General features: G+C 74.5%; 29 protein-coding genes. 15 read left to right on the forward strand and 14 right to left on the reverse strand.

The features are described from left to right. The first annotated feature begins 135 nt into the window (after window positions 1-135). Both EF903_RS04115 and EF903_RS34985 read left to right on the forward strand, forming a co-directional pair. Window positions 136-705, forward strand: coding sequence for a triacylglycerol lipase (locus EF903_RS04115; RefSeq protein WP_260614790.1), 570 nt, complete (start codon window positions 136-138; stop codon window positions 703-705). Then, window positions 663-830, forward strand: coding sequence for a hypothetical protein (locus EF903_RS34985; RefSeq protein WP_260614791.1), 168 nt, complete (start codon window positions 663-665; stop codon window positions 828-830). Before EF903_RS04115 ends, EF903_RS34985 begins: the two co-directional genes overlap by 43 nt. Before the next feature lie 21 nt (window positions 831-851). On the opposite strand, the gene EF903_RS04120 is transcribed toward EF903_RS34985, so the two are convergent. Further along, the gene (locus EF903_RS04120) at window positions 852-1,460 is read right to left on the reverse strand and encodes a hypothetical protein (protein ID WP_125541203.1); all 609 of its coding nucleotides are present in this window, start codon (window positions 1,458-1,460) and stop codon (window positions 852-854) included. A 78-nt stretch (window positions 1,461-1,538) separates the two neighbouring features. On the opposite strand from EF903_RS04120, the gene EF903_RS04125 reads away from it, so the two are divergent. Further along, window positions 1,539-2,315: a hypothetical protein gene (locus tag EF903_RS04125; protein WP_125541204.1), complete on the forward strand. Its 777-nt coding sequence runs from the start codon at window positions 1,539-1,541 to the stop codon at window positions 2,313-2,315. 35 nt (window positions 2,316-2,350) lie between these two features. Here the strand turns inward: EF903_RS04125 and EF903_RS04130 are convergent, their stop codons facing one another. Then, window positions 2,351-2,773: a MarR family winged helix-turn-helix transcriptional regulator gene (locus EF903_RS04130; RefSeq protein ID WP_125541205.1), complete on the reverse strand. Its 423-nt coding sequence runs from the start codon at window positions 2,771-2,773 to the stop codon at window positions 2,351-2,353. Between the two features lie 94 nt (window positions 2,774-2,867). Here EF903_RS04130 and EF903_RS04135 point away from each other — a divergent pair, with 94 nt between their 5' ends. From EF903_RS04135 to EF903_RS04145, 3 genes are all read left to right on the forward strand, one after another. After that, a complete protein-coding gene (locus EF903_RS04135) occupies window positions 2,868-3,887 on the forward strand; it encodes an NADP-dependent oxidoreductase (RefSeq protein ID WP_125541206.1) in 1,020 nt (339 codons plus the stop codon). Between the two features lie 63 nt (window positions 3,888-3,950). Then, window positions 3,951-4,373: an organic hydroperoxide resistance protein gene (locus EF903_RS04140; protein WP_125541207.1), complete on the forward strand. Its 423-nt coding sequence runs from the start codon at window positions 3,951-3,953 to the stop codon at window positions 4,371-4,373. Between the two features lie 68 nt (window positions 4,374-4,441). Continuing rightward, window positions 4,442-5,422, forward strand: coding sequence for an EI24 domain-containing protein (locus tag EF903_RS04145; RefSeq protein ID WP_125541208.1), 981 nt, complete (start codon window positions 4,442-4,444; stop codon window positions 5,420-5,422). A 3-nt stretch (window positions 5,423-5,425) separates the two neighbouring features. Here the strand turns inward: EF903_RS04145 and EF903_RS04150 are convergent, their stop codons facing one another. Then, complete coding sequence (locus tag EF903_RS04150; protein ID WP_125541209.1) at window positions 5,426-6,310, reverse strand: NAD(P)-dependent oxidoreductase; 885 nt, start codon at window positions 6,308-6,310, stop codon at window positions 5,426-5,428. Between the two features lie 96 nt (window positions 6,311-6,406). On the opposite strand from EF903_RS04150, the gene EF903_RS04155 reads away from it, so the two are divergent. Next, a complete protein-coding gene (locus tag EF903_RS04155) occupies window positions 6,407-6,754 on the forward strand; it encodes a helix-turn-helix domain-containing protein (protein WP_125541210.1) in 348 nt (115 codons plus the stop codon). A 76-nt stretch (window positions 6,755-6,830) separates the two neighbouring features. Here the strand turns inward: EF903_RS04155 and EF903_RS04160 are convergent, their stop codons facing one another. Beyond that, entirely contained in the window at window positions 6,831-7,550 is a 720-nt protein-coding gene (locus tag EF903_RS04160; RefSeq protein ID WP_125541211.1) for a hotdog fold domain-containing protein, read from the reverse strand. A 131-nt stretch (window positions 7,551-7,681) separates the two neighbouring features. On the opposite strand from EF903_RS04160, the gene EF903_RS04165 reads away from it, so the two are divergent. The 3 genes from EF903_RS04165 to EF903_RS04175 all read left to right on the forward strand — a co-directional run bounded on the left by EF903_RS04165 (window position 7,682) and on the right by EF903_RS04175 (window position 11,935). Next, window positions 7,682-8,287, forward strand: a complete 606-nt coding sequence (locus tag EF903_RS04165) for a DUF1707 and DUF4190 domain-containing protein (RefSeq protein WP_312845884.1) — start codon at window positions 7,682-7,684, stop codon at window positions 8,285-8,287. Window positions 8,288-8,673: 386 nt separating this feature from the next. Continuing rightward, complete coding sequence (locus EF903_RS04170) at window positions 8,674-10,329, forward strand: hypothetical protein (RefSeq protein WP_125541212.1); 1,656 nt, start codon at window positions 8,674-8,676, stop codon at window positions 10,327-10,329. A gap of 13 nt (window positions 10,330-10,342) precedes the next feature. Continuing rightward, window positions 10,343-11,935: a DUF2142 domain-containing protein gene (locus EF903_RS04175; protein WP_125541213.1), complete on the forward strand. Its 1,593-nt coding sequence runs from the start codon at window positions 10,343-10,345 to the stop codon at window positions 11,933-11,935. Window positions 11,936-11,951: 16 nt separating this feature from the next. Here EF903_RS04175 and EF903_RS04180 read toward each other — a convergent pair whose 3' ends face one another. Then, entirely contained in the window at window positions 11,952-12,665 is a 714-nt protein-coding gene (locus EF903_RS04180; RefSeq protein WP_125541214.1) for a carbon-nitrogen hydrolase family protein, read from the reverse strand. A 139-nt stretch (window positions 12,666-12,804) separates the two neighbouring features. Here EF903_RS04180 and EF903_RS04185 point away from each other — a divergent pair, with 139 nt between their 5' ends. Beyond that, on the forward strand, window positions 12,805-13,455 hold the full coding sequence (locus tag EF903_RS04185; RefSeq protein WP_125541215.1) for a hypothetical protein: 651 nt from the start codon (window positions 12,805-12,807) through the stop codon (window positions 13,453-13,455). A 72-nt stretch (window positions 13,456-13,527) separates the two neighbouring features. Here EF903_RS04185 and EF903_RS04190 read toward each other — a convergent pair whose 3' ends face one another. Further along, complete coding sequence (locus EF903_RS04190) at window positions 13,528-14,427, reverse strand: SGNH/GDSL hydrolase family protein (protein ID WP_125541216.1); 900 nt, start codon at window positions 14,425-14,427, stop codon at window positions 13,528-13,530. 251 nt (window positions 14,428-14,678) lie between these two features. Here EF903_RS04190 and EF903_RS04195 point away from each other — a divergent pair, with 251 nt between their 5' ends. Beyond that, the gene (locus tag EF903_RS04195) at window positions 14,679-15,173 is read left to right on the forward strand and encodes a DUF3145 domain-containing protein (protein ID WP_125541217.1); all 495 of its coding nucleotides are present in this window, start codon (window positions 14,679-14,681) and stop codon (window positions 15,171-15,173) included. 69 nt (window positions 15,174-15,242) lie between these two features. Here EF903_RS04195 and fabF read toward each other — a convergent pair whose 3' ends face one another. The 5 genes from fabF to EF903_RS04220 all read right to left on the reverse strand — a co-directional run bounded on the left by fabF (window position 15,243) and on the right by EF903_RS04220 (window position 20,128). Next, window positions 15,243-16,508 carry a beta-ketoacyl-ACP synthase II gene (gene fabF / locus EF903_RS04200; protein ID WP_125541218.1) on the reverse strand — a complete coding sequence of 422 codons (1,266 nt, stop codon included), beginning with the start codon at window positions 16,506-16,508 and terminating at the stop codon, window positions 15,243-15,245. A 79-nt stretch (window positions 16,509-16,587) separates the two neighbouring features. Continuing rightward, a complete protein-coding gene (locus EF903_RS04205) occupies window positions 16,588-16,836 on the reverse strand; it encodes an acyl carrier protein (RefSeq protein WP_114057440.1) in 249 nt (82 codons plus the stop codon). Between the two features lie 55 nt (window positions 16,837-16,891). Continuing rightward, complete coding sequence (locus tag EF903_RS04210) at window positions 16,892-17,896, reverse strand: ketoacyl-ACP synthase III (RefSeq protein ID WP_125541219.1); 1,005 nt, start codon at window positions 17,894-17,896, stop codon at window positions 16,892-16,894. Between the two features lie 19 nt (window positions 17,897-17,915). Beyond that, window positions 17,916-18,833, reverse strand: coding sequence for an ACP S-malonyltransferase (locus tag EF903_RS04215; protein ID WP_125541220.1), 918 nt, complete (start codon window positions 18,831-18,833; stop codon window positions 17,916-17,918). 89 nt (window positions 18,834-18,922) lie between these two features. Next, a complete protein-coding gene (locus EF903_RS04220; protein ID WP_125541221.1) occupies window positions 18,923-20,128 on the reverse strand; it encodes a CdaR family transcriptional regulator in 1,206 nt (401 codons plus the stop codon). Window positions 20,129-20,198: 70 nt separating this feature from the next. Between EF903_RS04220 and EF903_RS04225 the strand changes: the two genes are divergently transcribed. Continuing rightward, window positions 20,199-20,858, forward strand: coding sequence for a pirin family protein (locus EF903_RS04225; RefSeq protein WP_125541222.1), 660 nt, complete (start codon window positions 20,199-20,201; stop codon window positions 20,856-20,858). A gap of 35 nt (window positions 20,859-20,893) precedes the next feature. Here the strand turns inward: EF903_RS04225 and EF903_RS04230 are convergent, their stop codons facing one another. Beyond that, complete coding sequence (locus tag EF903_RS04230) at window positions 20,894-21,721, reverse strand: serine hydrolase (RefSeq protein ID WP_125541228.1); 828 nt, start codon at window positions 21,719-21,721, stop codon at window positions 20,894-20,896. 70 nt (window positions 21,722-21,791) lie between these two features. Between EF903_RS04230 and EF903_RS04235 the strand changes: the two genes are divergently transcribed. Both EF903_RS04235 and EF903_RS04240 read left to right on the forward strand, forming a co-directional pair. Further along, the gene (locus EF903_RS04235) at window positions 21,792-22,190 is read left to right on the forward strand and encodes a MerR family transcriptional regulator (RefSeq protein ID WP_260614792.1); all 399 of its coding nucleotides are present in this window, start codon (window positions 21,792-21,794) and stop codon (window positions 22,188-22,190) included. After that, a complete protein-coding gene (locus EF903_RS04240; protein ID WP_125541223.1) occupies window positions 22,187-23,203 on the forward strand; it encodes an aldo/keto reductase in 1,017 nt (338 codons plus the stop codon). Before EF903_RS04235 ends, EF903_RS04240 begins: the two co-directional genes overlap by 4 nt. 99 nt (window positions 23,204-23,302) lie before the next feature. Here the strand turns inward: EF903_RS04240 and EF903_RS04250 are convergent, their stop codons facing one another. Together EF903_RS04250 and EF903_RS04255 are read right to left on the reverse strand one after the other, a co-directional pair. Further along, complete coding sequence (locus EF903_RS04250; RefSeq protein ID WP_125541224.1) at window positions 23,303-24,172, reverse strand: DUF4429 domain-containing protein; 870 nt, start codon at window positions 24,170-24,172, stop codon at window positions 23,303-23,305. A gap of 66 nt (window positions 24,173-24,238) precedes the next feature. Beyond that, window positions 24,239-25,443, reverse strand: a 1,205-nt coding sequence (locus EF903_RS04255; protein ID WP_399420083.1) for an alpha/beta hydrolase, incomplete at its 5' end; no start/stop codon positions are given.

Consider the following 25,443-nt stretch of genomic DNA (forward strand, 5'->3'; position numbering starts at 1 on the left):
CCCGTTGAAGTGCTCCGGCCGGGGAGCGGCCGACGGGTCGCCGGGTGCTGCACGGGGGTGGATTTCCGTACCGACAGGCACGACGATGCGCGCACCGTCCGCGCTACTGGCGCGTAACCAGGTAAAGGGGGCCCGATGCTGACGTCCCGCCAGGGCGCGGCGGCGGCCGCGGCGCTCTGCGCCGCCCTCCTCGCGCCCGCCCCGGCCCGAGCCGCCGTCCCGGCGCCGTCGCCGCACCGCCCCGTGGTGCTCGTCCACGGCTACAACGCCGACCCCGGAGTGTGGGGTCCGCTGCGCGCACACCTTCGGGCCGCCGGGTACGCGGACTCCGAGCTGTTCTCCTTCGGCTACGACACGCACCGGTCCGTCAACGAGGTCCTGGCCGGGCGGCTCGGCGCGTACGTCGAGGAGGTGCGCCGGGCGACAGGCGCCGACCGCGTCGACGTGGTCTCGCACTCCTTCGGATCGCTCGTCAGCCGCTGGTACGTCAAGTTCGGCGGCGGCGAGGGAGCCGTGGACCGCTGGGTCTCGCTGGCCGGGCCCAACCGGGGCACCACCACCGCGTGGGCCTGCGCCCTGTGGGACCAGGCCTGCCGCGACATGACGCCCGGGGTTCGTACGTCGTGCGGAACCTGGCCGGGGGCGACGAGACGCCGGGCGCCGTGCGGTACGCGACGTTCTGGTCGCAGTGCGACGAGACGGTGAACCCCGACTCCAGCGTGCCCCTCGAGGGGGCTGCCAACACGCCGGTCGGCTGTCTGCGCCACAACGCCCTGCCGGGCGACCCGGCCACGGCGGCCGGCGTACGGGCGTTTCTGGCGGAGGACTGAACGGGAGAGGCGGACGCCGCCTCACGTTTCGAGTTCGACCCCGTCCGCGAGGACCCGCTGGAGCAGGCCGTAGGTGAACTCCGCGACGCAGCCCCGCCCCGCGGCCGTGAACGCCAGCCGCCACCGCGTCGGTGCACTGCCCTCCACGGGCCGGACCGGCGCGAAGGCGCGCGCCACCTCGTCCACCGTCGCCGACCACGGCCGCAGGTCCTGCGGCGTCAGCAGGACGGGCCCCGCGGCTCCCGGCGCGCGCACCAGCCACTCGTTCCACACCGCCCCGTCCGGGGCGGCCAGCACCTCGAAGCGCAGGTCCGGCCAGAGCGGCAGCGCCCACTGGAGGGCCTCGCACCGCAGGTCGCCGACGGTGCGCGGGGCGGCCGACTCCGGCGGGCCGAGCACCGACCGGTAGCGGGCCAGGGCGCCGCGGGCGCGCGGCGAGCGGACCATCGCCTGCCAGCGCCGGTTGGCCTCCCGCTGGTCGGCGGCCGTGGCACCGAGCCGCCGTCTGGCCTCCTGTGCCAGCTCGGGCCGGAAGTCCGCCATGCGGCGCAGCAGCACGAGCTGGAAGGCGGCCGGCCCGAAGGGCCCGCCGCCCGCGCCGGGACGGCCTGCGGCAGGAGGAATTGTCATGGAGTCAACGATTCCACACAGGACCTCCACGAACTCGCGATGCGGTTGTTGCACGCGACCACGTAGCGTCGAGGCGCCATGGACTACTGCCACGCCTGCCGGAGGCACCTCAACGGCGCACTGGCGTGCGCCGGGTGCGGAACCCCGGCCGAGTACCTGCCCCCCGCGGCCCCAGCCGCCCCCGCACCCCCCTACGGGGCCGCCGCGCCGCATCCGGCGCCGGCCGGGCCGCACGGGCCCGCCCGGACGGACGCGGGCGGGCCGGAGGCGGGGGAGGGGGATCCGTTCGCCGACTCCGTCGTGGAGCTGGCCGGGCCGTACGAGCGCCGGGCCGGTGCGCGCCGCCGGGCCGAGAACCGCCGGCGCCGGCGGGTGCTGCTGAGCGTCGGGCTCGGGCTGTCGCTCGCGGTCGGCGGATCGGTGGCGGTGGCCCGCATGATCGCCGACGGGGAGAGCGCGGACCGCGCCGCCAACGTGGTGCTGACCGACGAGGACGGCCCCGGCGAGCCGGCGCCGCTGCCGAGCCGCTCCGGAGGGCCGGGCGCTCCCGCCACGCCGAAGCCGGCGAAGGCCGCCGGGGCGGCGAAGGCCTCGGCCGGGGCTTCGCAGCCGGGCGGGCCCGCGGGCGGCGCGTCGGGCTCCGCGCAGCCAGGAACAGGGGCGTCCGCCTCCGCCTCGGGAGGGTCCGGAGCGCCCGGCGGATCCGGCAAGGGGCCCTCCGTAAAGCCGGGTGGATCGGGGCAGCCCTCGCCCAGCGCCTCCGGCAGCACGCAGCCGCCGACGGGGGCGCCGAGCCCGAGCCCGTCGCCGACGAAGCCGCCGAAGACCTGCGTGCTGTGGTTCTTCTGCTCCTGACGGGCGCCCGGGGTGCTGCCTGAGGCGCCCCCGGCTCAGCCCAGCATGCGCCGGAGCAGGTCCCGCAGGGCCGTCCGCTCCTCTTCCGACAGCCCGGCCAGCGGCTCCCGCGCGAAGCCGAGCGAGTCGCGCAGCCGGTCCGCGGTGCGCAGGCCCTCCTCGGTCGCCGCGGCCAGCTTGACCCGCCGGTCGGCCGGGTCGGGACGGCGCTCGACGAGGCCGCGCGACTCCAGCCGGTCGACGATGCCGGTGATGTTGGACGGCTCGCACTTGAGCTTCTGCGCGATCCGGCGCATCGGCGTCGGCTCGACGGACAGCAGGTGCAGGACGCGGGCCTGCGCGCCGGTCAGCTGGTGGCTGGCGGCAGCCTGCTCGTACTCCTCGTGGTAGCGGGCCACGACGGTGCCGATGAGCTCGACGACCTCGACGGTCAGGGGATCCACACGACGACTGGGCATGGCACAAGCCTACCCATTTACTTGACAACATGAAATATCGAGGCGCATGGTTGTTTCACGTCCTGAAGTATTTCCGACCGGAGGTGTGCCCCCCATGTCCCAGATCCCCGCCGTCAGCCGCGAGTGGCACCTGATCCGCCGCCCCCAGGGCTGGCCCGTCGCCGAGGACTTCGCGCTGCGCGAGGCCCCCGTCGCCGCCCCCGCCCCCGGCCGGATCCTGGTACGCAACCTCCACATGTCCGTGGACCCGTACATGCGCGGCCGGATGAACGACGTGAAGTCGTACGTGCCGCCCTTCCGCCTCGACCACCCGATGGACGGCGGAGCCGTCGGCGAGGTCGTCGCCTCCGCCGCCGAGGGCTTCGAGGCCGGCGACCACGTCCTGCACGGCCTGGGCTGGCGCGAGTACGCCGACGTGGACGCCGCGCACGCCACCAAGGTCGACGCCTCCCTCGCCCCGCTCTCCGCCTACCTCGGCGTCCTCGGCATGCCGGGCCTCACCGCCTACGCGGGCCTCTTCGAGGTGGCCTCCTTCAAGGAGGGCGACTCCGTCTTCGTCTCCGGCGCGGCCGGCGCCGTCGGCAGCCTCGTCGGCCAGTTCGCCAAGATCAAGGGCGCCGCCCGCGTCATCGGCTCCGCCGGCTCCGACGGCAAGGTGGAACTCCTCAAGGACAAGTACGGCTTCGACGCCGCCTTCAACTACAAGAACGGCCCCGTCGCGCAGGCCCTCAAGGAAGCCGCCCCGGAAGGCATCGACGTCTACTTCGACAACGTCGGCGGCGACCACCTCGAAGCCGCGATCTCCTCGCTGAACGTCCACGGCCGCGCCACGCTGTGCGGGGCGATCGCCCAGTACAACAACACCGAGCCGGCCCCCGGCCCGCGCAACCTCGCCCTCGCCATCGGCAAGCGGCTGCGCCTCCAGGGCGTCCTCGTCGGCGACCACGCCGGACTCCAGCCGCAGTTCGTCGAGGACGTCGCAGGCTGGCTGCGCTCCGGGCGGCTCGTGGCCGACGAGACGGTCGTCGAGGGCATCGAGAACGCCACCGGCGCCTTCCTCGGAATGCTGCGCGGCGAGAACACCGGAAAGATGATCGTTTCCTTCACCGGTTAGGCTCCTTGCAAGCCGCCGCGATCGTGGGCGCGAGTCGCGGCGATACCAGAAGGATCGAACCGCATGTCCATCCAGCAGTCCGATGTCCTCTACACCGCCGTCGCCACCGCGGAGAACGGCCGTGACGGCCGCGTCGCCACGAACGACGGCCGGCTCGACGTCGTGGTGAACCCGCCGAAGGAACTCGGCGGCAACGGCGCCGGCACCAACCCGGAGCAGCTGTTCGCCGCCGGGTACAGCGCCTGCTTCCAGGGCGCCCTCGGCGTCGTCGCACGCAACGAGAACGCCGACGTCTCCGGCGCCACCGTCACCGCGGAGGTCGGCATCGGCAAGAACGACGACGGCTTCGGCCTGATCGTGAAGATCTCCGCCGCGATCCCGAACGTCGACGAGGCCAAGGCCAAGGAGCTCATCGAGAAGGCCCACCAGGTCTGCCCGTACTCCAAGGCCACCGCCGGCAACATCACCGTCGAGCTCGCCGTCTGACCCGGCTCCCGCTCGCACAGGGCCGTCCCCCGGCACAGGGGGGCGGCCCTCGCCGTAAGCTGGACCCCATGCGCGATCTTGCGGGGGGATTCGGCCATCTGCTGGCCGGACAGAAGTGGGTGTTCCGTCACGGCCGCTGGCTGGGCTTCGGCCTGCTGCCCGGCCTCGTCACGCTGGTGCTGTACGCCGGCGCTCTCGTCGGCCTGGGCTACGGCGCCGACGACCTGACGGCCTGGGCGACGCCGTTCGCCGACGGCTGGGGCTCGCCGTGGCTGGGCCTCTTCCGGGGCTTCCTCACCGGCCTCGTCTTCGCGCTCGGCCTGTTCCTCGCGGTGATCACCTTCACCGCCGTGACGCTCCTCATCGGCCAGCCCTTCTACGAGTCCCTCTCGGAAGAGGTCGACCGCAGCATCGACGGCGACGCCCCCGAATCCGGGCTGCCGCTCGCGCGCGAGCTGTGGATCTCCGCCCGGGACAGCGTGAAGGTGCTCCTGCGCGTCGCGCTCTTCGGGATCCTGCTCTTCGCCCTCGGCTTCATCCCCGTGATCGGGCAGACCGTCGTCCCGGTGATCGGCTTCTGCGTGTCCGGCTTCTTCCTCGCCGAGGAGCTCACCGCGGTCGCCCTCCAGCGGCGCCGCGTCGAGTTCAAGGAGCGGCTCGCGCTGCTCCGCGGCCGGCGCGCCATGGCCCTCGGCTTCGGCGTCCCGCTGGTGCTGCTCTTCCTGGTGCCGGTGGTGGCCGTGTTCCTGATGCCGGGCGCGGTGGCCGGGGCCACGCTGATGGCACGCGAGCTGCGGGGCGAGGACGCCGAGGGCGCGGAGTCCGCCGGGGACGCCGCGGGCGGAGCTCCCGCCGGGCAGCCGGCGCCGCAGGCCCCGAACCCGTACGCGCAGCCGTACCCGCAGCAGCCGGCCGCGCCGCAGGGGAACCCGTACGGGCAGGCCCCGGCCCCCGCGCCGCAGGCCAACCCGTACCGGCAGGAGCCGCCCGCCCCGCACAACCCGTACCGGCAGGAGCCGCCCGCCCCGCACAACCCGTACCGGCAGTAGCCCCTACCGCTTCAGCAGGGTGATCGCGCCCGCCGTGTCCTCGCCGGCGTGCGCGCCCCCGCCGGCGGCGAGGCGGCGGCGCATCAGCTCCACGTACGGCAGGATCAGCTCCGTGCTGACCCCCTGCTCCTCGGCGGTCCGCAGCAGCGTCCCGGTCGCGGCGACCTGCATCGCGAGGTTCGAGACCACCCCGGTGGTGAAGTCCCGCGAGGCCAGGCGCTCGGCGGCGTTGCCGACGAAGAAGCCCATCGCGCCCAGCCACTCCGACAGCAGCGGGGCCAGCTCCTTCGGGGCGATGTCCTCGCCCTCGATCAGCGCGAAGGCGTGCGAGATGCCGCCGAACATTCCGTACATGGCGCTGAGCAGGGCCACGTCGTACAGGGCGGCGTGCCCGGGGTCCTCACCGACGTAGCGGACGGCGGCCGGGACCTCCAGCGTCGACCGGTGCGCGTCGATCAGCGCGCGCGAGCCGCTGTAGAGGACGTACGCCCCCGGGTTCCCGATCATCACCGGGGTCGCCATGATGCCGGCGTCGACGAAGCGGGCTCCGCGCTCGGCCGCCCACGCCGCCCGGGCCCGGCCCTCGGAGGGCCGGCCGGTGGTGAGGTTGACGACGTCCTTGCCGGCCAGGTCGACGCCGTCGAGGGCCGCGCCGACGCTGGCGTCGTCGAGGAGGCACACCACGACGAGGCCGTTCGCCGCGACGGCCTCAGCGGCGGACGAGGCGACGGCGGCGCCCTCGGCGGCGAGGGCCTCCGCCTTGGCGGCGGTGCGGTTCCAGACGGTCAGGGGGTGGCCGGCGGCCAGCCAGGTGCGGGCCAGGGCGGTGCCCATGTCGCCGAGGCCGAGGAGGGTGAGGGGGCGCTGTGCGGAAGTCGTTGCGGTCATGGCGACCAGCCTCGGCGCGAACTGACGGACGCTCAAGTACGCACTTCGAGGTGGGTGGTTACCCTGAGGTGAGCGAACAGGTGGGAGGGGAGTGCGATGGCGGGCGGGCGCAGGCCGGGCGCGGACCACTGCGGCATCGCCGCGGCGATGTCCGTGATCGACGGGAAGTGGAAGGTGTCGCTGCTGTGGGAGCTGGAGCAGCGGCCGCGCCGCTTCGGCGAGCTGCGGCGGCTGGTCCCCGGGGTGTCGGAGAAGGTCCTCGCGGCGCAGCTGCGCGAGCTGGAGGCCGACGGCCTCGTCCACCGGCAGGCCTACGACGAGGTCCCGCCGAGGGTGGAGTACTCCCTGACCCCGCGGGGCCGCCTGCTGAACGCCGCCCTGGAGCCCCTGGGCGAATGGGGCGCCCTGAACCTCCTGCCCGCCGCCGGCGCCGCCACCGCCTGACCGCCCCGGCGCCCTGCCCACAGGGCCGGGAACGGGGGCGGACGGACGAAACTCCTAGGCGCGCGGCTCACCACTCCTAAGCGCGCGGTTCCACCCAGAGGGCCTCGGCCAGGGCGCAGAGGTCGCCGTCAGCGGTGGCCAGGGCCGTGCCCACGCGGTACTTGCGGCCCTCGCTGCCCAGCAGCCAGGCGTACGAGACCAGCTGCGAGCCGATCGGGACCGGGCGCAGCAGTTGTGCGGTCAGGGAGGCCGTGACCGCGCCGGCGCGGCGGTCGTCCAGGAGGCGGCCCGCGGCGTTGCCGGGGCAGTCCAGGGCGCCCCACACCAGCTCCGGCGGCAGCATCCCCTCGGCGTCGCCGACCCCCGGCCCCGGCGTCCAGGCCGCGGCCACGAGGCCGGTGCCGGGGATCCGGCCGCAGTGGAGGCGGAGCCCTGTGTCCGGGGTGCGGTGCAGGCCGCAGCCGAAGCAGTCGACCATGCCGTCCGGCGGGGCCGCCCGGTAGGCGTCAGCGGCCGCCGACGCCTGCTCCCACGGCGGGGCCGGCGGCGCCTCGACCGCCGGCTCGGCGGGGGTCGCCGCGGCCAGCAGCGCGTCACCCCCGGTCAGCTCGGCGCCGCCCGCCGCGGTGGGGGCCAGCCGCACGGGGGAGTCGGTGGGCACGGGCCTGCGGAAGTCCACCCGTACGGTCTTCGCGGCGGCCCGCGAGGCCAGCACCCCGGCGACGTATCCGCCGAAGGCCACCCCCGGGTAGCCGCACAGCCGGGCCGGAACCGTGATCGTCTCGAAGTCGGTCATGCGCGACACCCCATCACACGGGGCGGGCGCCGCGGGAGGGGCGGCAACCTTTGCCGCGGCCCGATCGTCCTCCATTCTGGAGCGACGCGCGCCGCACGGCGCGCACAGCAGGTGGTCTCGGAGGTGGCCGAATGGCCCAGCAGCAGCCGTGGGGGCAGCAGTACCCGGCGCACCCGCAGAAGTACGGCCCGCCCGCGGCCTGGCAGCCGGCGCCCGCCCCCGTCCCGGCGGCGGAGCCCTTCCCCGCGTCGGCGATGCGGGCCTCCCACACCGACCGCGACCGCACCGTGGACGTGCTGAAGGCCGCCTTCGCCGAGGGCCGCCTCTCCCACGAGGAGTACGGGCAGCGCTTCGACGCCGCCGCCCGGGCCCAGACGTACGGGGAGCTGGCCCGCCTGGTCGCGGACCTCCCCGCCGGGCCCATGCAGGGGCCGTTCGGCGCCCTGCCGGCCGCGGTGCCGCCCGCCTTCGCCCCGCACCCCGCACCGCTGGTGATGCCGCCGCCGCAGCGGCGGGTCAACGGGCTGGCCATCGCGTCACTCGTCATGGGGGTGATGAGCCTGCCGACCTTCGGGGTCTCCGCACCCGGGGCCGTGATCACCGGCCACATCGCGAAGGCGCAGGTCCGGGCGCGGGGCGAGGAGGGCGCCGGGATGGCGACCGTCGGGCTCGTCCTCGGGTGGCTCGCCATGGGCGGCTGGGTGCTGCTGATCCTGCTCGCAGCCGGCGGCGCCTGACCCGGCTGGGCGCTGCTGACCCTGCTCGCAGCCGGCGCCTGACCCAGCCGCCCGCCGCCGACCGCCGCCCGTACCGCCACCGCAGGCTCCCGCCCGCTGCCGCCCGTACGGCCCGCCCGTACGGCCGCCCCCGAGGTGCCCGCGACCCTCCGGGGCGGACCGATAAGATGCACGGCAGCACAAGCCGAGGCTGTCCCCTGCCGTCCCCGGTCCGCCGCCCGAGCCCGGAGCACCGGACACAGGGCCCGGAGCCGGGCAGTGGCTCGCCCGGCAACGACGGCCGGCCGCCGGGCCGCTCACGGCCGCGCACCGACCGAGCAGTAGGGACACCGTCAGTGACAGTCAGTACCGAGGGACCGGCGTCCGTGCGCCCGGATCACCCGCCCGTGCCGTCCGCCGCGCCCGCTGCCCCGACCGCCGCCGCGTCCGCTCCGGCGCCGCGGCGCGGCCTCCGCTCCCGCGGCGCGCTCCTGCTGCTGGAAGCGGCCGTCGCCTTCGCCGCGGCCCTCGTGCTCCCCCTGCTCGCCCGCGGCTTCAAGCTCGACCCGCTGAACAGGATCGCCCAGGTCAGCGGCCTGGCCGCGCTGCAGCTGCGGTTCGCGCTGCTCGGCCTGGTCCTCGTCGCCGCCGTCGTCCTCGCGATGCGGCTGCGCCGCGGCCGCCACTTCGACCTGGCCGCCCGGCTGGCCTCCGCCGGGATCGCCGGCCTCGCCGGCGGCTTCGTCGCGGCCGGCGCCGTCGTGTCCCTCCTCGGCACGCCGTGGCCGATGTTCGGCCTCAACGGCGACAGCGGCCGCATCGTCGAATGGGCCCACGCCGTCGCGAACGGGCGCCCGTCCGGCTCGCCGGTCTACCCGCCGCTGCCGCTGTACACGCTCGGCTACTACGCCGAGTGGTTCCACGGCGGAAACACCGCCTACGCCTTCAAGGACCTCCAGATCCTCGGCGCGGCCGCGTTCGGCCCCCTCGTCTACCTGGCGTGGCGCCTCCTGCTGAGCCCGGTCAGGGCGCTCGCCTTCGGCGTCGTCCCCGCGTTCGCGCTGATCGACGCGTACAAGCCGTACAGCCAGACCGTGCTCGTGCTGCTCGTGCCCGTCCTCGTCGCCATGGTCGTCTCGCTGCGCCGCAGCGGCACCGAGGGCTGGCGGCCGCTGCTGCTGAAGGGCGCCGGCTTCGGCGCGCTGCTGGGCGTCCTCTTCCTCACGTACTCGGGCTGGTTCCTGTGGAGCGCGGGCGGCGTGTTCTTCGCCGCGCTGCTGTACTTCCCGTGGAAGACCGGCCGCCTCAAGGGCGCCGCGTTCATGGGCGCCGCACTGGGCGCCTTCCTGGTGGTGGCCGGGCGCTACCTGGCTGTCATGCTGACCGAGGGGCAGACCACCAAGGACTACAACTTCCGGTTCGACAACTTCACCGACCCGGCCTACTACCTGATGTGGCGCACCGACATGCCCGGCAAGGTCGGCGACTGGCCGCCGCCCGGCGAGTACGGCGGCGTCGGGCTGTTCGCGCTGGTGACCTTCGTCTGCCTGGGCGCGGCGATCTGGCTGGGCCTGCGCAAGCCGATGGTCGTGACCATCGCCGCCATGTTCCTCAGCGCGTGGGTGATGCGCATGTACATCGCCTCGCACATGTACGAGACGCAGACCGTCCAGCTGTACACGCGCACCAACAACCAGCTGCTCTACTGCGGTCTGATCCTGTGCGCCCTGGTGGCCCACCTGGTGTCGCTGCGGCTCGCCGACCGGCGCCCCGCCGGCGCCGGCGGAGCCGACCCGGCCGCCGCCTCCGCCCCGCGGCCCGCCGCCGGGCTCCCCGGCCGAGAGGGCGCCGTCATCGGCACCCTGTGCGCGCTCCTGCTGCTGCTCGGCACGGTCTCCTCGTCGATGGCCGACCGCTACATGCCCGCCCAGGACGGCACCTACCGGATCCTGCCGTACGTGTCGCACACGATCCGGCAGCAGGACGGGAAGTGCCCCCGGTTCGCCCCGAAGGGCGAGTGCTCCGAGGACGGCGACCAGACCTGGCTGAGCTACGTCCGATGACCCGAGGGAAGCGATGATCTCCGCACTGACGCGGCTGGCCGACCGTGCGGCCCGGAGCCCCAAGCGGCTCTGGGCCGTCTCCTTCGCGCTGTTCTTCACGCTCGCCGCCTCCTGGTCGGCGGCCACCCCGCTCGGCGGCTCGCCCGACGAGCACGCGCACCTCATCCGCGCGGCGGCCGTCGCCCGGGGCCAGATCAACGGCCCCGAGGTGATGGTCCCGCACGTCGTCGGCGGCATCGAGGGCAAGTTCTCCGAGACGGCCGTCCGCCTCCCCGACTGGTACCGGCAGCTGCCCACGCAGCACGAGTGCTACTCGTGGGACCAGGAGAAGCCCGCCTCCTGCGCCCCGCCGCTCAAGGGCACGGGGCAGACCGCCCAGGCCACGACCGCGGCAGGCCGCTACCACCCCGCCTACTACCTGGCGACGGGCTGGCCGAGCCTGTTCGCCGACGGCAAGGCCGGGCTGTACCTGATGCGGCTGCTGTCGGCGGCGCTGTGCTCCGCCCTGCTCGCGAGCGCCGTCGTGACGGCCGCCGAGTGGCGCCGCCGCCGCGGCGCGGTCCTGCTCGGCGTGTTCGCCGCGGCCACCCCGATGTCGCTGTACATGACGGGCATGGTCAACCCCAGCGGCGGCGAGATCGCCGCCGGCATGCTGGTGTGGACGGCCCTCCTGGCCGTCATGGCCTCCCCCGATCCGCACCTGCTGAACCGGCGCCTGGCCCGGATCGGCATCGGCGGGGCCGTCCTCGTCAACATCCGCCCGCTCGGCCTGATCTGGTTCGCCGGAGCGGTGTTCTTCGCGCTCTTCCTCCAGGAGCGCGGCGTGCTGCGCTCGCTGCTGCGCCGCAAGGCGACGTGGCTGTGGTCGGCGCTGCTCGGCGCGTCCACGGCCGGCGCGATGCTGTGGGCGGCCGCCCACCCCGACCACTCGGTGATCTCCGTGCCGGAGTCGCTGACGTGGAAGGAAGCGGTCCGGCAGACCCTCGGCAACACCATGGACTACGTCCACCAGATGCTCGGCTACTTCGGCTGGCTGGACACCCCCGCCCCGGCCTTCACCTGGCTGGCCTGGCTCGGCGTCCTCGCCGTGCTGACCGCCCTCGGCCTGCTGTACGGGCGCCCCCTGGAGGTCCTCGCCCTGCTCGGCATGCTGGCGGCGGTCGTCGTCGTACCGGTCCTCGGCCAGGCCTCGCAGGCCGAGAAGCTCGGCATGATCTGGCAGGGCCGCTACCTGCTGCCCTTCGCCGTGGGCCTGCCGCTGATGGCCGTGGTCATCGCCGCTCGCCGGGCCCCCGAGGGCGGGCTCCCCTGGCGCCGGCTGACCGGCTTCGCCGTCGCGGCCCTGGCCGTCGCCGACGCGGCCGCGTTCTTCTGGACGCTGCGGCGCTTCGCCGTCGGCACCGCCGGGCCGTGGATCCCGTACGCCGCGCACTGGGCGCCGCCCGGCGGCTGGGTGCTGTGGGTCGGCGTGCACACGGCCGCGGCGTTCGCGATCGTGCTGCTCGCCCTCGTACGCGACCCCGAGCCGGCGGCTCGCGGCCGCATCCCGGAGCAGGGCGGCGTGCCGCGGTCCGGGCAGCGCGAGCGGGTCCCGGTCGCGGGCTGAGTGCCCGCGCCCGCCGTCAGGCGGGCACGTCGGCCAAGGCGAAGGAGGGCGTGCCGTCGTCCGCCTCGGCCAGCAGTGCGCCGCCGGGCGCCCACACCGCGGCCCGCCCGCAGCCGGTCCACGGGCCGGCCGGGCCCACGTGGTTGGCGAGGACGACGTACAGCCCGTGCTCCTCGGCGATGCGCGGGTGGATCGCCGCCCGCTCGGCGGCGCCGTCCCCGGTGCCGTACAGGGACGAGGCCAGGTGCACGCGGCAGCCGGCGGCCGCCGCGCGCTCGGTGAGCTCCGGGAAGTGGTTGTCGAAGCAGATGCCGAGGGAGAAGCGGATCCCGCCGAGCTCGACGCGCCCGTCCTGCCGGCCCGCCGCGAAGACGGCCCGCTCGTGCCCGTACAGGTGCTGCTTCGCGTACGCCGCCGCGTGCGCGCCGTCCGCGCCGTAGACCAGGGTCGCGATGGCGGGCAGCGGGCCGTCCGTGCGCACGGCGGCGTTGACCGCGACGGCCGTGCCGGTGGCGCGCAGGGCGTCGAGGCGGGCGTCGTCCGGGCCGGCCAGCCACAGGGCGGGATCGGCCGCCAGGGCCTCCGTCTCATAGCCGGTGAGGGCGAGCTCGGGGAACACGACGAGTTCGGCGCCCGCCTCCCGGGCCCGCTGCGCGAGGGCCGCCGCGCGGGCCGTGTTCGCGGCGATGTCGGCGGGGACGCAGGCCAACTGCGCTGCGGCGATCTTCATGGGCGCCAGCATGCCGGAGCGCGCCCGGCGCCCCGAGACCGGGTCCCGGCGCACACCGCACCGGGGGGTCGACGCGCGGGCGCGGCGCCGCGATGCTGTAACGGTCCGTGCACGCTTCGGAGTTGACGGAGGCCGGCCGATGCCCGACTGGATCCACCCGGTGCTGACCGGGGCCTTCCTGGCGGTGTCCTACCGCGTGGTGCGCAGCAGCGGCGTCGGGCTGCGGGTGGCCGTGCTCGTCCTGGCCGTCCTGAACGCGTGCCTGCTGTGGGTCGTCGCCGTGGCCGGGCCGCCGTGGGGCGTCCCCGTGGTCGCGGTCGTGTCCCTCGCCGCCGCGGTGTACCACCTGGTCGGGGCGGCGCGAGATGCCGTGGCCCGGCTCCGGGTCGTCGGCCCGCCCGAGTTCCGGGAGCTGGTGCGCCGGGTCGCGGAGGCCTCCGGGCCGCAGGTGATGGGGGTGTGCGTGCTCTTCACCGGGGCGGTGGCGCTGACCGCCTTCGCGGACGACTCCCGGCCCGAGGGGCGCCAGTTCCGCCTCCTGCCCGGCCCGGAGTGCCCGTTCTGCCTGGTCGAGGAGCAGATACGGGACTTCCTCGGCGCCGGGGACCCGCTGCTCGGCGAGTACCGCACGCACCTGGCGGCGGGGAGCAGCCGCCACCTCCTCGTCAGACGCCCCTCGGAGCAGGACCCGTGGACCGGGCGGCTGCGCGACCGGACCGTCTACCGGGTGCCGCCGGCCTTCCGCCGCCCGCCGTGCACCGTCCACGACCCGCTTCTGGGCCGGCCCTGACCCCGCAGGCGGTCGCCGCACGGCACGGCGGCCGGATACCGCCGCCCGCCGCCCGCTGCCCGCCGCCCGCCGTCAGCGCGGGGGCTCGGCCGACGTCACCTGTCCGTGGGCGAGCTCGGCGAGCCGCGCCTGGCCCGCCTTGCCCGGGTGGAACCAGTCCCATCGGCTCAACTGCCCGGCCTCGAAGGGGTACCGGAAGACCGCCCCGCCGTCGTAGCGGCACAGAGGATCCTTTCCGCACACCTCGCGGAGCACGTCGTTGTACTCGACGACCCGCGCCCGGACCTGCTCCCGCCGGGCGGTCGCCTCCGCCGCCGAGGACAGCGGGTCCGCGAGCATCGACTGGCAGATCCCCAGCCGCCACACCTGCCGGACCACGGGGAGGTCCTTGCCCTGCTGCCACAGCCGCTGGAGGTCCGGGATGCTGGAGACGTACACCTGCGAGGCGGGCGAGCCGGCCCGCAGCGCGGCGAGGGCCTTCTCGAAGCCCTCGCGGAATTCGGCCGTGGGCGTCATCGACGCGGCCGTCGCCCGGCAGGCGTCGTTCGAGCCGATCATGACCGTGACCAGGTCGGGCTTGTTCTCGGCGGCCGCGGAGAGCTGGCCCGCCAGGTCCGACATCCGGGAGCCGGTGGCGGCGTGGTTCCAACTGCGCGTCGCCAGCGCCCCCTCGCCGAGCAGCCGCGCGGCCAGCGAGCGGACGGCCGGGTCGCCGCCGGTGGCCCAGGAGGCCTCGGGGCAGTCCGCGAGGACCGAACACGCGTCGAAGCCGCGGGTGATGGAGTCGCCGGCGGCCGCGACCGACGCGGGGGCGGTGTTCCAGCGCGGGCGGGCCTCCGCCTGCGCCCCGCGCTCGCCCGCCTTGCCGCCGTCCGACGCCTGACACCCGGTCAGCACCGCCGCGAGCGCCGCGGCGGCGGCCGTACGGGCGAGGGTGCGGCACGCCCGGCTGCGGTGGGCGGTGGTGCGCATCGGGCGGGTCCCTCCTCCTCGCCGCCCGCCGTCGCGGGGGCGTCCTGCTGAGTGAAAGCTGTGTACGGGGCGGTTACGGACCGACCGTACGTCACACCGCGGCCCCCGCCGCACGGTAGCTTTTCCCCCGTGGCGTTTCGGCCGCAGGTCCCGCAGCGCAATGTCGGTTGATGTCCGCTAAATTACATCGCGTCACGTTCTGTCCGTTTTCAGGAGTTTATTCCCGACCTCGTCCCACCCTGGAGGTCCCGGTGACGACACGTGGAGTTCTGTACGTGCATTCCGCGCCGCGCGCGCTCTGCCCGCACGTGGAATGGGCCGTGGGGGGCGTGCTCGGAGTGCGGGTGAACCTCGACTGGATCCGGCAGCCCGCCTCACCGGGCACATGGAGAGCCGAGTTCTCCTTCGTGGCCGAGCCGGGGACGGCCTCCAGACTCGCCTCCGCCCTGCGCGGCTGGCACCTGCTCCGCTTCGAGGTCACGGCCGAGCCCTGCGCCACCGCCGAGGGCGAGCGCTACAGCTCCACCCCCGACCTCGGCATCTTCCACGCCGTCACCGGCCTGCACGGCGACATCCTCGTCCCCGAGGACCGGCTGCGCGCCGCCCTGGCCCGCTCCGCGCGCGGCGAGAGCGACCTGGAGGCGGAGGTCGCCGCACTGCTCGGCAAGCCCTGGGACGACGAGTTGGAGCCCTTCCGCTACGCCGGCGAGGGCGCACCCGTGCGCTGGCTCCACCAGGTCGTCTGAGGCCGCCCGTACGAGAAGGGGCCCTGCCCGGCACGCGCCGGGCAGGGCCCCTTTCCGGGTGCTGCGGGATCAGACGCTGCGGAACGCCAGCGTCACGTTGTGGCCGCCGAAGCCGAACGAGTTGTTGATCGCGGCGATCGGGCCGTCGACCGGCAGCTTGCGCGGCTCGCCGCGGACGATGTCCGCGTCGATGTCCTCGTCCAGGTCGTCGAGGTTGATCGTCGGCGGGGCGATCCGGTGGTACAGCGCCAGCACGGTCGCGACCGTCTCGATGCCGCCGGCGCCGCCCAGCAGGTGGCCCGTCATCGACTTGGTCGCGGAGACCGCGATGTGGTCGAGGTCGTCGCCGAGGACCTTGCGCAGGGCCTTGATCTCCGCCGTGTCACCCTGCGGGGTCGACGTGGCGTGGGCGTTGACGTGGACCAGCTCGGCCGGGTCCAGGCCCGTGTTGTCGAGCAGGTTCTGCACGGCGGCGGCGACACCGCGGCCGGTCGGCTCGGGCTGCGCGATGTGATGGCTGTCCGCGGACAGGCCCTGGCCGAGCACCTCGCAGTAGACGCGGGCGCCGCGCGAGGCGGCGTGCTCGGCGGACTCCAGGATGACGACACCCGCGCCCTCGCCCAGCACGAAGCCGTCGCGGGCCTTGTCGTACGGACGGGAGGCCTGCTCCGGGTTCTCGTTGTTCTTCGACATCGCCATCATGTTGGCGAACGCGGCGATCGGCAGCGGGTGGATCGCCGCCTCGGTGCCGCCGGCGACGACCACGTCGGCGCGGCCGCTGCGGATCATCTCGACGGCGTAGCCGATGGCCTCGGCGCCGGAGGCACAGGCGCTGACCGGGGTGTGCACGCCAGCCTGGGCGTTGACCTCCAGGCCGACGTTGGCCGACGGGCCGTTCGGCATGAGCATGGGAACGGTGTGCGGGGAGACCCGGCGCACACCCTTGTCCTTCAGGACGTCGTACTGGTCGAGCAGGGTGGTGACGCCGCCGATGCCGGAGGCGATCACGGCGCCCAGGCGGTCCGGGGCGACGGAGCCGTCCTCACCCGCCGGGGCCGTGTAGCCGGCGTCGGCCCACGCCTCGCGGGCGGCGATGACGGCGAACTGGGCCGAGCGGTCCAGCTTGCGGGCCAGCGGCCGCGGCAGGACCTCGCTCGGGTCCACGGCGACCGGGGCGGCGATGCGGACCGGGAGGTCGGCGAAGCGCTCGCCCTCCAGGGGCTTCACGCCGGAACGGCCGGCGAGCATGCCTTCCCACGTCGAAGCGCTGTCGCCACCCAGCGGAGTGGTTGCGCCGATACCGGTGACGACCACGGTGCGATTGGTCGGGCTCACAGGAATTCTTTCTCCACGTCTCAGAGGGTGCTGAATGTCACGGCGCCACCGCCGGGTGGCGACAAACGCTCGTCCGGGCTCAGCCCTGGTGCTTCAGGATGTAGTCGGCGGCGTCGCCGACCGTCTTCAGGTTCTTGACGTCCTCGTCCGGGATCTTGACGTCGAAGCGCTCTTCGGCGGCGACGACGACCTCGACCATGGAGAGCGAGTCGACGTCCAGGTCGTCGGTGAAGGACTTGTCGATCTCGACGTCCTCGACCGGGATGCCGGCGATCTCGTTCACGATCTCCGCGAGACCCTCGACGATCTCTTCCTGCGTGGCGGCCATGTGGCGCTCCTTCTCTAGCTACTGGGTGAAACGGGGCGGGAGGGTGTCCCGGGCCCTAGGGGAGGGTAACGACCGTGGCGGCGTACACGAGACCCGCCCCGAAGCCGATGACGAGCGCGGTGTCACCGCTCTTCGCCGCGCCGGTCGCCAGGAGCCGCTCCATCGCGAGCGGGATCGAGGCGGCCGACGTGTTGCCGGTGGTCTCCACGTCACGGGCGACCGTGACGTGCTCCGGCAGCTTGAGGGTCTTCACCATCGAGTCGATGATCCGCATGTTCGCCTGGTGCGGGATGAAGACGTCCAGGTCATCCGCGGTGATCCCGGCGGCGTCGAGCGCCTGCTGGGCCACCTTGGCCATCTCGAAGACGGCCCAGCGGAACACCGCCTGGCCCTCCTGCGTGATGGCGGGGAACTTCTCGCCGGCGTCCTTGCCGAGGTACTCGTCCCACGGCACGGTCTGCTTGATCGTCTCGGACTTGTCGCCTTCGGAACCCCACACCGTGGGCCCTATGGCCGGAACGTCCGAGGGGCCGACGACCACGGCACCGGCGCCGTCGCCGAACAGGAAGGCCGTCGCCCGGTCCTCCAGGTCGGTCAGGTCCGAGAGCCGCTCGACACCGATGACCAGCACGTACTCGGCCGACCCCTCGACGACGAGGCCCTTGGCCAGGGTCAGGCCGTAGCCGAACCCGGCGCAGCCCGCGGAGATGTCGAACGCGGCCGGCCTGACCGCGCCGACCCGGTGCGCGATCTCCGTCGCGATGGCGGGGGTCTGCCGGAAGTGCGAGACCGTCGAGACGATCACGGCGCCGATCTGCTCGGGCGTCACGCCGGCGTCGGCGAGCGCCTTGCCGGCGGCCTCCACCGACATCGCGGCGACCGTCTCCTCGGGCGAGGCCCAGTGCCGGGTCGCGATGCCCGAGCGGGAGCGGATCCACTCGTCCGAGGAGTCGATCTTCTCCAGGATGACGTCGTTGGACACGACCCGGCTCGGACGGTAGCCGCCGACGCCGAGGATGCGGGCGTACGGGGAGCCCTTGGCAGGCTTGATCTTCGACATGCTGTGTGGGCTCCTTCTCTCAGGCCCCGTGCGCGGCGACGAGCTCGGCGGCCTTGGCGAGGTCGTCCGGCGTCTTCAGGGCCACCGTGGGCACACCCTTGAGCGCACGCTTGGCCAGACCCGTCAGGGTGCCGCCGGGGCACAGCTCGATGATCCCCGTGACGCCCAGCTCGGCGAACGCCTCCATGCACAGGTCCCAGCGGACCGGGTTCGCGACCTGGCCGACCAGGCGGGCGACGACGTCGGCGCCCGTGGCGACGGTGAGGCCGTCCTTGTTCGAGACGTACTTCAGCTCCGGGTCGGCCGGGGTGAGGGCCTTCGCGGCCTCCTCCAGCGTCGCGACCGCGGGGGCCATGTGGTGCGTGTGGAAGGCGCCCGCGACCTTCAGGGGGACGACCCGCGTCGAGCCCTCGGGCTTGTCGGCGGCCAGGGCCTCGATCTGGGCCTCGGTGCCGGCGGCCACGATCTGGCCCGCGCCGTTGATGTTCGCGGGCGTCAGGCCGAGCTTCTCCAGGTGCGCGACGACGGTGTCGCGGTCCCCGCCGAGCACGGCGGCCATGCCCGTCGGGGCGACCGCGGCCGCCTCGGCCATGGCCAGGCCGCGGGTCCGTACGAACGCCAGGGCGTCCGCGTCCGACAGCACGCCCGCGTACGCGGCGGCCGTGATCTCACCGACGCTGTGGCCCGCGACGGCGCCGAACGCCGAACGGGAGCCCAGCGCGGAAGCGGACAGCAGGCCGGCGGCCACCAGCAGCGGCTGCGCCACGGCGGTGTCGCGGATCTCGTCCGCGTCGGCCTTCGTGCCGTAGTGGGCGAGGTCGAGCCCGATGGCGTCCGACCACGCGGCGACGCGGTCGGCGGCGCCGGGCAGTTCGAGCCAGGGAGTCAGGAAGCCGGGCGTCTGTGCGCCTTGGCCGGGAGCGACGAGTACGAGCACCCTCACACTCTCTCTTGTGGGTGGTCCCCGCCGCCCGTGGGGACAGGGACCAAGAACCGTCAGGGTAATTGTTGATGTCCGACAAAAGCCTAGGGCTGCTGATCCCCGTCGGCCAAGCGCCCGAGGATCAGCGCGATCCGCAGGGTGAACGCCGAGCGGACATCGGAGGGTGACCAGCCGGTGACGTCGGTCACACGTCGCAGCCGGTAGCGCACCGTGTTGGGGTGCACGAACAGCATCCGCGCCGCCCCCTCCAGACTGCTCGCCTGCTCCAGGTACACGCTCAGCGTCTCCAGGAGCGCCGACCCCGCCTCCTCCAGCGGTCTGTAGATCTCCTCCACCAGCTGTTCGCGCGCCGACGGATCCGAGGCGATCGCGCGCTCCGGCAGCAGATCGTCCGCCAGCACCGGCCGCGGCGCGTCCTGCCACGCCGTGCACGCCTTCAGTCCGGCCGCCGCGGCCTGCGCGGACTTCGTCGCGTTCAGCAGGTCCGGCACCACCGGGCCGGCCACCACCGGGCCCGCCGCGAACGGCCCGATCAGCGACTTCGCGACCTGGAGCGGATTGTCGCTGCCGCCCGCGATGACGACGAGGCGGTCGCCGAGCACCCCGGTCAGCACCTGCAGCTTGTGGTGGCGGGCCGCCCGCCGGATCGCCTCCACCGTCAGCTCGCTGTCCCCGTCGGGCGCCGTGCCGAGCACCACGCACACGTGCTCCGGCGAGTTCCAGCCGAGCGCAGCCGCCCGCGACAGCGCGCCCTCGTCCGCCTCGCCCGACAGCACCGCGTTGACCACGAGCGACTCCAGGCGGGCGTCCCACGCCCCGCGCGCCTCGGCGGCCTGCGCGTACACCTGGGCCGTCGCGAAGGCGATCTCCCGCGCGTAGACGAGCAGCGCCTCCCGCAGGATCGACTCGTCGCCCGGCGCCGCGACCTCCTCGATCGCGGCCTCCATCACCTCGATCGTCGTACGGACCATCTCCACCGTCTGGCGCAGCGTGATGGCGCGGGTCAGCTCCCGCGGCGCCGTCCCGAACACGTCGGTCGAGATCGCCTGCGGGGTTTCGGGGTGCCGGAACCACTCCGTGAACGCGGCGATGCCGGCCTGGGCGACCAGGCCGATCCAGGACCGGTTCTCCGGGGGCATCGCCCGGTACCACGGCAGGGTCTCGTCCATCCGGGCGATCGCGTTGGCGGCGAGCCGGCCGGAGGACTTCTCCAGCCGCCGCAGCGTCGCGTGGTGCGGATGGGCGGGAGCGGGATGCGCGGGGGAATGCTCACGTTCGGGATGGGGCACGGGGACAAGAGTGCCTTATCGGGGCGCCTGCGCCGAGAGCGGCCTCACGCCCAGGGTCTACGGTGGGTCCATGATTGATGTACGCCGCGGCACCGACCGGTACCCGGGCGGCGACCCGGAGAGCGGGATCACGACCCGGCACGCCTTCTCCTTCGACCGGTTCTACGACCCGGACAACCTCCGCTTCGGGCCCGTCCTGGCCTGCAACGAGGAGCACCTCGCGCCCGGCGCCGGCTTCGAGGAGCACCCCCACAGCCACACGGAGATCGTCACCTGGGTCGTCGAGGGCGAGCTGACCCACAAGGGCAGCACCGGCGAGGCCACCGAGGTGCGGCCCGGCGACGTCCAGCACTTCGGCGCAGGCTCGGGCGCCCGGCACGTCGAACGCAACGACGGCACCGCTCCGCTGTGCTTCGTGCAGACCTGGCTCGCGCCGCTGGAGCCCGGCGGAGAGCCCTCGTACCGGCTGGTCCGCGGCCTCCCCGACGGCACCCCGTACGAGGTCCCCGCGGCCGGCGCCCGCCTGCACGTGCGGCGGCCGGCCGCCGGGGAGCACGTCCCCGTCCCCGCGGCGCCCCGCGTCTACCTGCACGTCGTCCGCGGCGACCTGCGCCTGGACGGGGTGGAGCTCGGGCCCGGCGACGCGGCCCGGATCACCGGCGAGGAGGGCCTGGAGGCCGTCGCCGGATCCCCGGGCGAGCTGCTGATCTGGGAGCTGCCGGCCGGCTGAGCGGCACCGGCGGCGGCATGGGCGGCAGCGGAGGGTCAGCGGGCGGGACGGCCCGACAGCTCGGCGAGGACGGCGTCCGTGAACGGGGGCCACGCCTCGACCGCCCACGGGCCGAACGGGCGGTCCGTCAGCGCCACGCACGCCGCGCGCGCCTGCGGGTCCACCCACAGGAACGTGCCCGCCTGCCCGAAGTGGCCGAACGTACGGGGCGAGGAGCCCGCGCCCGTCCAGTGCGGGGACTTCTCCCCGCGGATCTCCAGGCCCAGCCCGAAGTCGTTGGGGGACTGGTGGCCGTACCCGGGGAGCACGCCCTTGAGGCCCGGGTGGACGACCGTCGTCGCCTCGGCGACCGTCCGCACGTCCAGCAGGCGCGGCGCCTGGAGCTCCGCGGCGAAGCGGACCAGGTCGGACACGGTGGAGACGCCGTCCTTCGCGGGCGAGCCCTCCAGCGTGGTCGACGCCATGCCGAGCGGCTCGAAGACGGCCTGGTGCACGTACTCCGCGAACGGGATGCCGGTGGCCTTCGCGATGTGGTCGCCGAGGACCTCGAAGCCGGCGTTCGAATACAGCCGGCGCGTCCCCGGAGGGGCCATGACGCGGTGCTCGTCGAAGGCGAGACCGCTGGTGTGCGCGAGCAGGTGACGGACCGTCGACCCCTCCGGGCCGGCCGGCTCGTCCAGCTCGACCGCCCCCTCCTCGTACGCGACGAGCGCGGCGTACGCGGCGAGCGGCTTGGTCACGGACGCCAGCGCGAAGCGGTGGTCGACCGGCCCGTGGGAGCCCGCCAGGCCGCCGTCGGCGCGCACCACCGCGGCGGCGGCGGTGGGAACCGGCCAGTTCTCGATGATCTGGAGGCTTTCCAGCCTCTCCACGCTCTCCATGCCGCCGAGCCTACTTGCTTGGAGTGCACTCAAGGGTCCTAGCGTGGTCGCCATGAGCCTGACGCAGACGCAGACGCAGATGCCGCCGCGCTACACGATCAGCGAGGTCGAGGCGCGCACCGGTCTGTCCCAGCACACGCTGCGCTGGTACGAGCGCATCGGCCTCATGCGGCAGGTGGACCGCTCCCACTCGGGGCAGCGGCGCTTCAGCGACAGCGACCTGCAGTGGCTGGCCTTCGTGGGCAAGCTGCGCACCACCGGGATGTCGGTGGCCGACATGGTCAGGTACGCGGAGCTGGTCCGCGAAGGGGAGCACACCGTCGACCAGCGGCGTGAGCTGCTGGAGCGGACGAGGAACGAGGTGCGGGCGCGGATCTCGGAACTGAACGACGCGCTCGCCGTACTGGACTTCAAGATCGATCTCTACACGGGGAAGGCCGCACGGCAATGACGCAGAGCACCACCATCGAGCAGGTAGAACTCGGCAAGGGCGGCCCCCTGGTCGGCATCCAGGGCCTGGGCTGCATGGGCATGAGCGAGTTCTACGGGGAGACGGACGAGGCGGCGGCCCGCGCCACGCTGGAGGCGGCCCTCGCCGCCGGGGTCACCCTGATCGACACCGCCGACGCCTACGGGCGCGGCCGGAACGAGGAATTCCTCGCCCCGTTCGTGGCGGCCCACCGCGAGGAGATCACCCTCGCCACCAAGTTCGGGCTCGTCCGCAGCGACGACCCGCGCCACCGGGGCATCCGCAACGACCGCGCCTACATCCGCCAGGCCGTCGAGGACAGCCTGCGCCGGCTCGGCACCGACGTGATCGACCTCTACTACATGCACCGCTACGACCCGGCGGTGCCCTTCGCCGAATCGGTCGGCGAGATGGCGCAGCTGGTCCAGGAGGGCAAGGTGCGCCACCTCGGCCTCAGCGAGGTCACGGGAGCGGAGCTGCGGGAGGCCTGCGCGGTCCACCCCATCGCGGCGGTCCAGTCGGAGTGGTCGCTGTTCAGCCGCGACGTGGAGCGCAGCGCGGTGCCCGCGGCTGCGGAGCTCGGGGTGGCCTTCGTGCCGTACTCGCCGCTCGGCCGCGGCTTCCTGACCGGCACGTTCGCCTCCGCCGAGGAGCTGTCCGAGGGCGACTTCCGCTCCCAGCAGCCCCGCTTCACCGGCGACAACGCCAAGGCCAACGCGGCGCTCCTGGAGCCGGTGCGGGAGATCGCGAGGGCGCACGGGGCGACACCGGCGCAGATCGCGCTGGCCTGGGCGCAGCAGCGGGCGCAGGTGCACGGCCTGCCGGTGGTCCCGATCCCGGGCACCCGCAAGCCGGAGCGGCTCGCCGAGAACACCGCGGCGACCCGGATCACGCTGGGGGAGCAGGAGCTGGCCGCGCTGGAGCCGCTCGCGGCCGGGGTCGCGGGAGACCGCTACCCGAACATGGCCTTCACATCGGCCGCCCGCGAGGCGTAACCGCGCGGCCGCGGCCGCGGGGTTGCGGGCCGGGAGGCGGGGGCGGGCGTCCGCGACGGGGCGCCGCGCCTTCCGGCGCGGGCCGAGGGGCGGGGGCGGCTACGCCTCGGTGGCGAGCCGGCCGTCGGCCGCCGTGAAGCGGTCGCACAGGGCCGTGTACTCGGCGTCCGTCAGCAGGCCGGCGCTGTGCAGCTCGCCGAGTCGGTGCAGGCGCTCCTGCGACCTCGGGCCCGGGACGGCCGCCACCGGGGTGCGCGAGCGGAGCGCGGCCAGGACGGCCGCCGCGAAGGGCAGCGAATCCTGGACCGCCCCGTAGCCCGTCCCGAAGACGGCGCTGGCCAGGTCGTGGTCCGGGCGGGGGTCGCCGTCGGTGTCGCGGCGCAGCAGCCGCAGGTGCCCGCCGGGCCCCTCCGGGGAGCGCCATTCGACGCCGGCCAGCTCGGAGAGCGCGTAACTCTGGTCGCCGGCCTTCCACTTGGTGCCCGTGGCGCCGGTGCGCGACCACTGGAAGGTGACGCGCAGGCCGTCGAAGGAGACGCGGGCGTCGTACGCCTTCAGCTGGATCGGCGGCTCCGCGACGGGCACCAGGAACCGCCCGGCCGGCTCGTCGCCGCCGGGTCCGATCCGCTCGCGCAGCGCCTCGGCGAACGCGGCCGCCTGTGCGCCCCGGTCCGCCGGCACGACCAGCCGGTACGGGTCGCACGCCTCGCGCAGCTGCCCCGCGGCGGCTTCCGCCAGGGGGTCCGCGCCCGGCCTCGGTATGGCGCGCAGCACCACCGCATCGCGTCTGCCGCCCCCGCGGGCGGAGAGTTCCACCGCGGCGAGCGCCTCGAAGGGGATCCGCCGCGCCCCGAGGGCGTGCCAGAGCCTCGGCGTTCGCATCCCCCGTGCGAAGCGGATGAGCACCGAGTCCGAGTCGAACTCCCAGACGGCATGATTTCCGGCCAGTACGTCACCCATGCGGCACATGGTAAGGGGAGGGGACCTTGCGCGTCCCCCTCGGCGCAGGGCCCGATTTTCGAGGCTCTACGCGTGTCAGTCCGCGTCTGTCCCGGAAATTCCGCGGCGGCAGGCATCGCCGCCGGTGGCGCAGGCAACAGAACCGAACGCGCCGGTTCCGATTTTGGCGAAGTTGTCCAGGGAGTCCGTACCTGGCTCGAAATAGCCGGTGTGCAGGCGGGCCCCGGCCGAGGACAGCAGCCGCGCGCCGAACTCGGGGGAGACCGGGTCTGCGCCGTGCCCCAGGCCGCCGACCTCCAGGTGCGGCACGTCGGCGATCCAGTCCCCGGCGTCCCGCATGGCCCACACCCGGGCCGAGGTGCGCAGCTCGGCCACCGAGCCGGCACGCATGCCGGGGCTGCCCGCCGCGACCACGTCCGTCACCCGCTCCGGCAGTGCGTGCGCGGCGACCCCGCAGACGACGGAGCCGTAGCTGTGGCAGAACAGCGCGACCGTCGCGTCTCCGGGCAGCGCCGCGGCCAGGGCCTCCAGGCGCGCGGCGCCGTCGACGGCCATGTGCCCGGTCGCGGCGTCCACGCCGACGCCTGCGGGCGCGGTGTAGTCGGCCCAGGCGATGACCGCGGTCCGGGTTGCGGGCGCGGCCGCGCGCTGGGCCGCGTACAGGGATTCGGCCATGCCCACGGGGGAGGTGAGGCGGCGCTGCGTGCGCTCGAAGGTGACCGCGTCGGTGTCGACGCCGGGGACGATGACGGAGATCCGCTCGGCGCGGTCGAGGTCGCCGAACACCTCCGCGACCCGGCCGCCGCCGGTGGGGTCGAAGGCGAGGACCTGCCGACCGGGCTCGGCCAGCGAGGCGAAGCGGTGGGCGCGCCGGCCGGCCGCGGTGCGGTCGGCGGGGGTGAGGGAGACGTCCCGGCTGCGGGCGAGCTCCACCTGCTCGGCGAGGAGGAGCGCCTGCGCGTTGGCGCGGTAGCGCAGCTCCGCGGGGGCGCCGGCGAGGTTGCCGACGACGAAGGGGTGGGCGTCCGCGAGGTGGGTGCGGGCGCCGGCGTCGAGGCCCGCGAAGAAGCGGGCGACGGTCCGCACGGGGGCGTCGGCGGGCGGCACGGCGCGGCCCCCGATGCGCGTCGCGGACCAGGCGGCGAGGCCCGCCGCCCGCAGCGAGGTGCCGGCGTCCGGCCGGTGCACGGCGGTCCAGCCCGTGGTGGCCAGCATGAGGAAGACGACCCCCAACGCCAGCAGGACGCGCAGGGCGGCGGGGCGCGGGTCGGTACCGGGGG

The sequence above is a fragment of the Streptomyces sp. WAC05292 genome (assembly GCF_003949955.1).
Taxonomy (GTDB): Bacteria; Actinomycetota; Actinomycetes; order Streptomycetales; family Streptomycetaceae; genus Streptomyces; species Streptomyces globosus.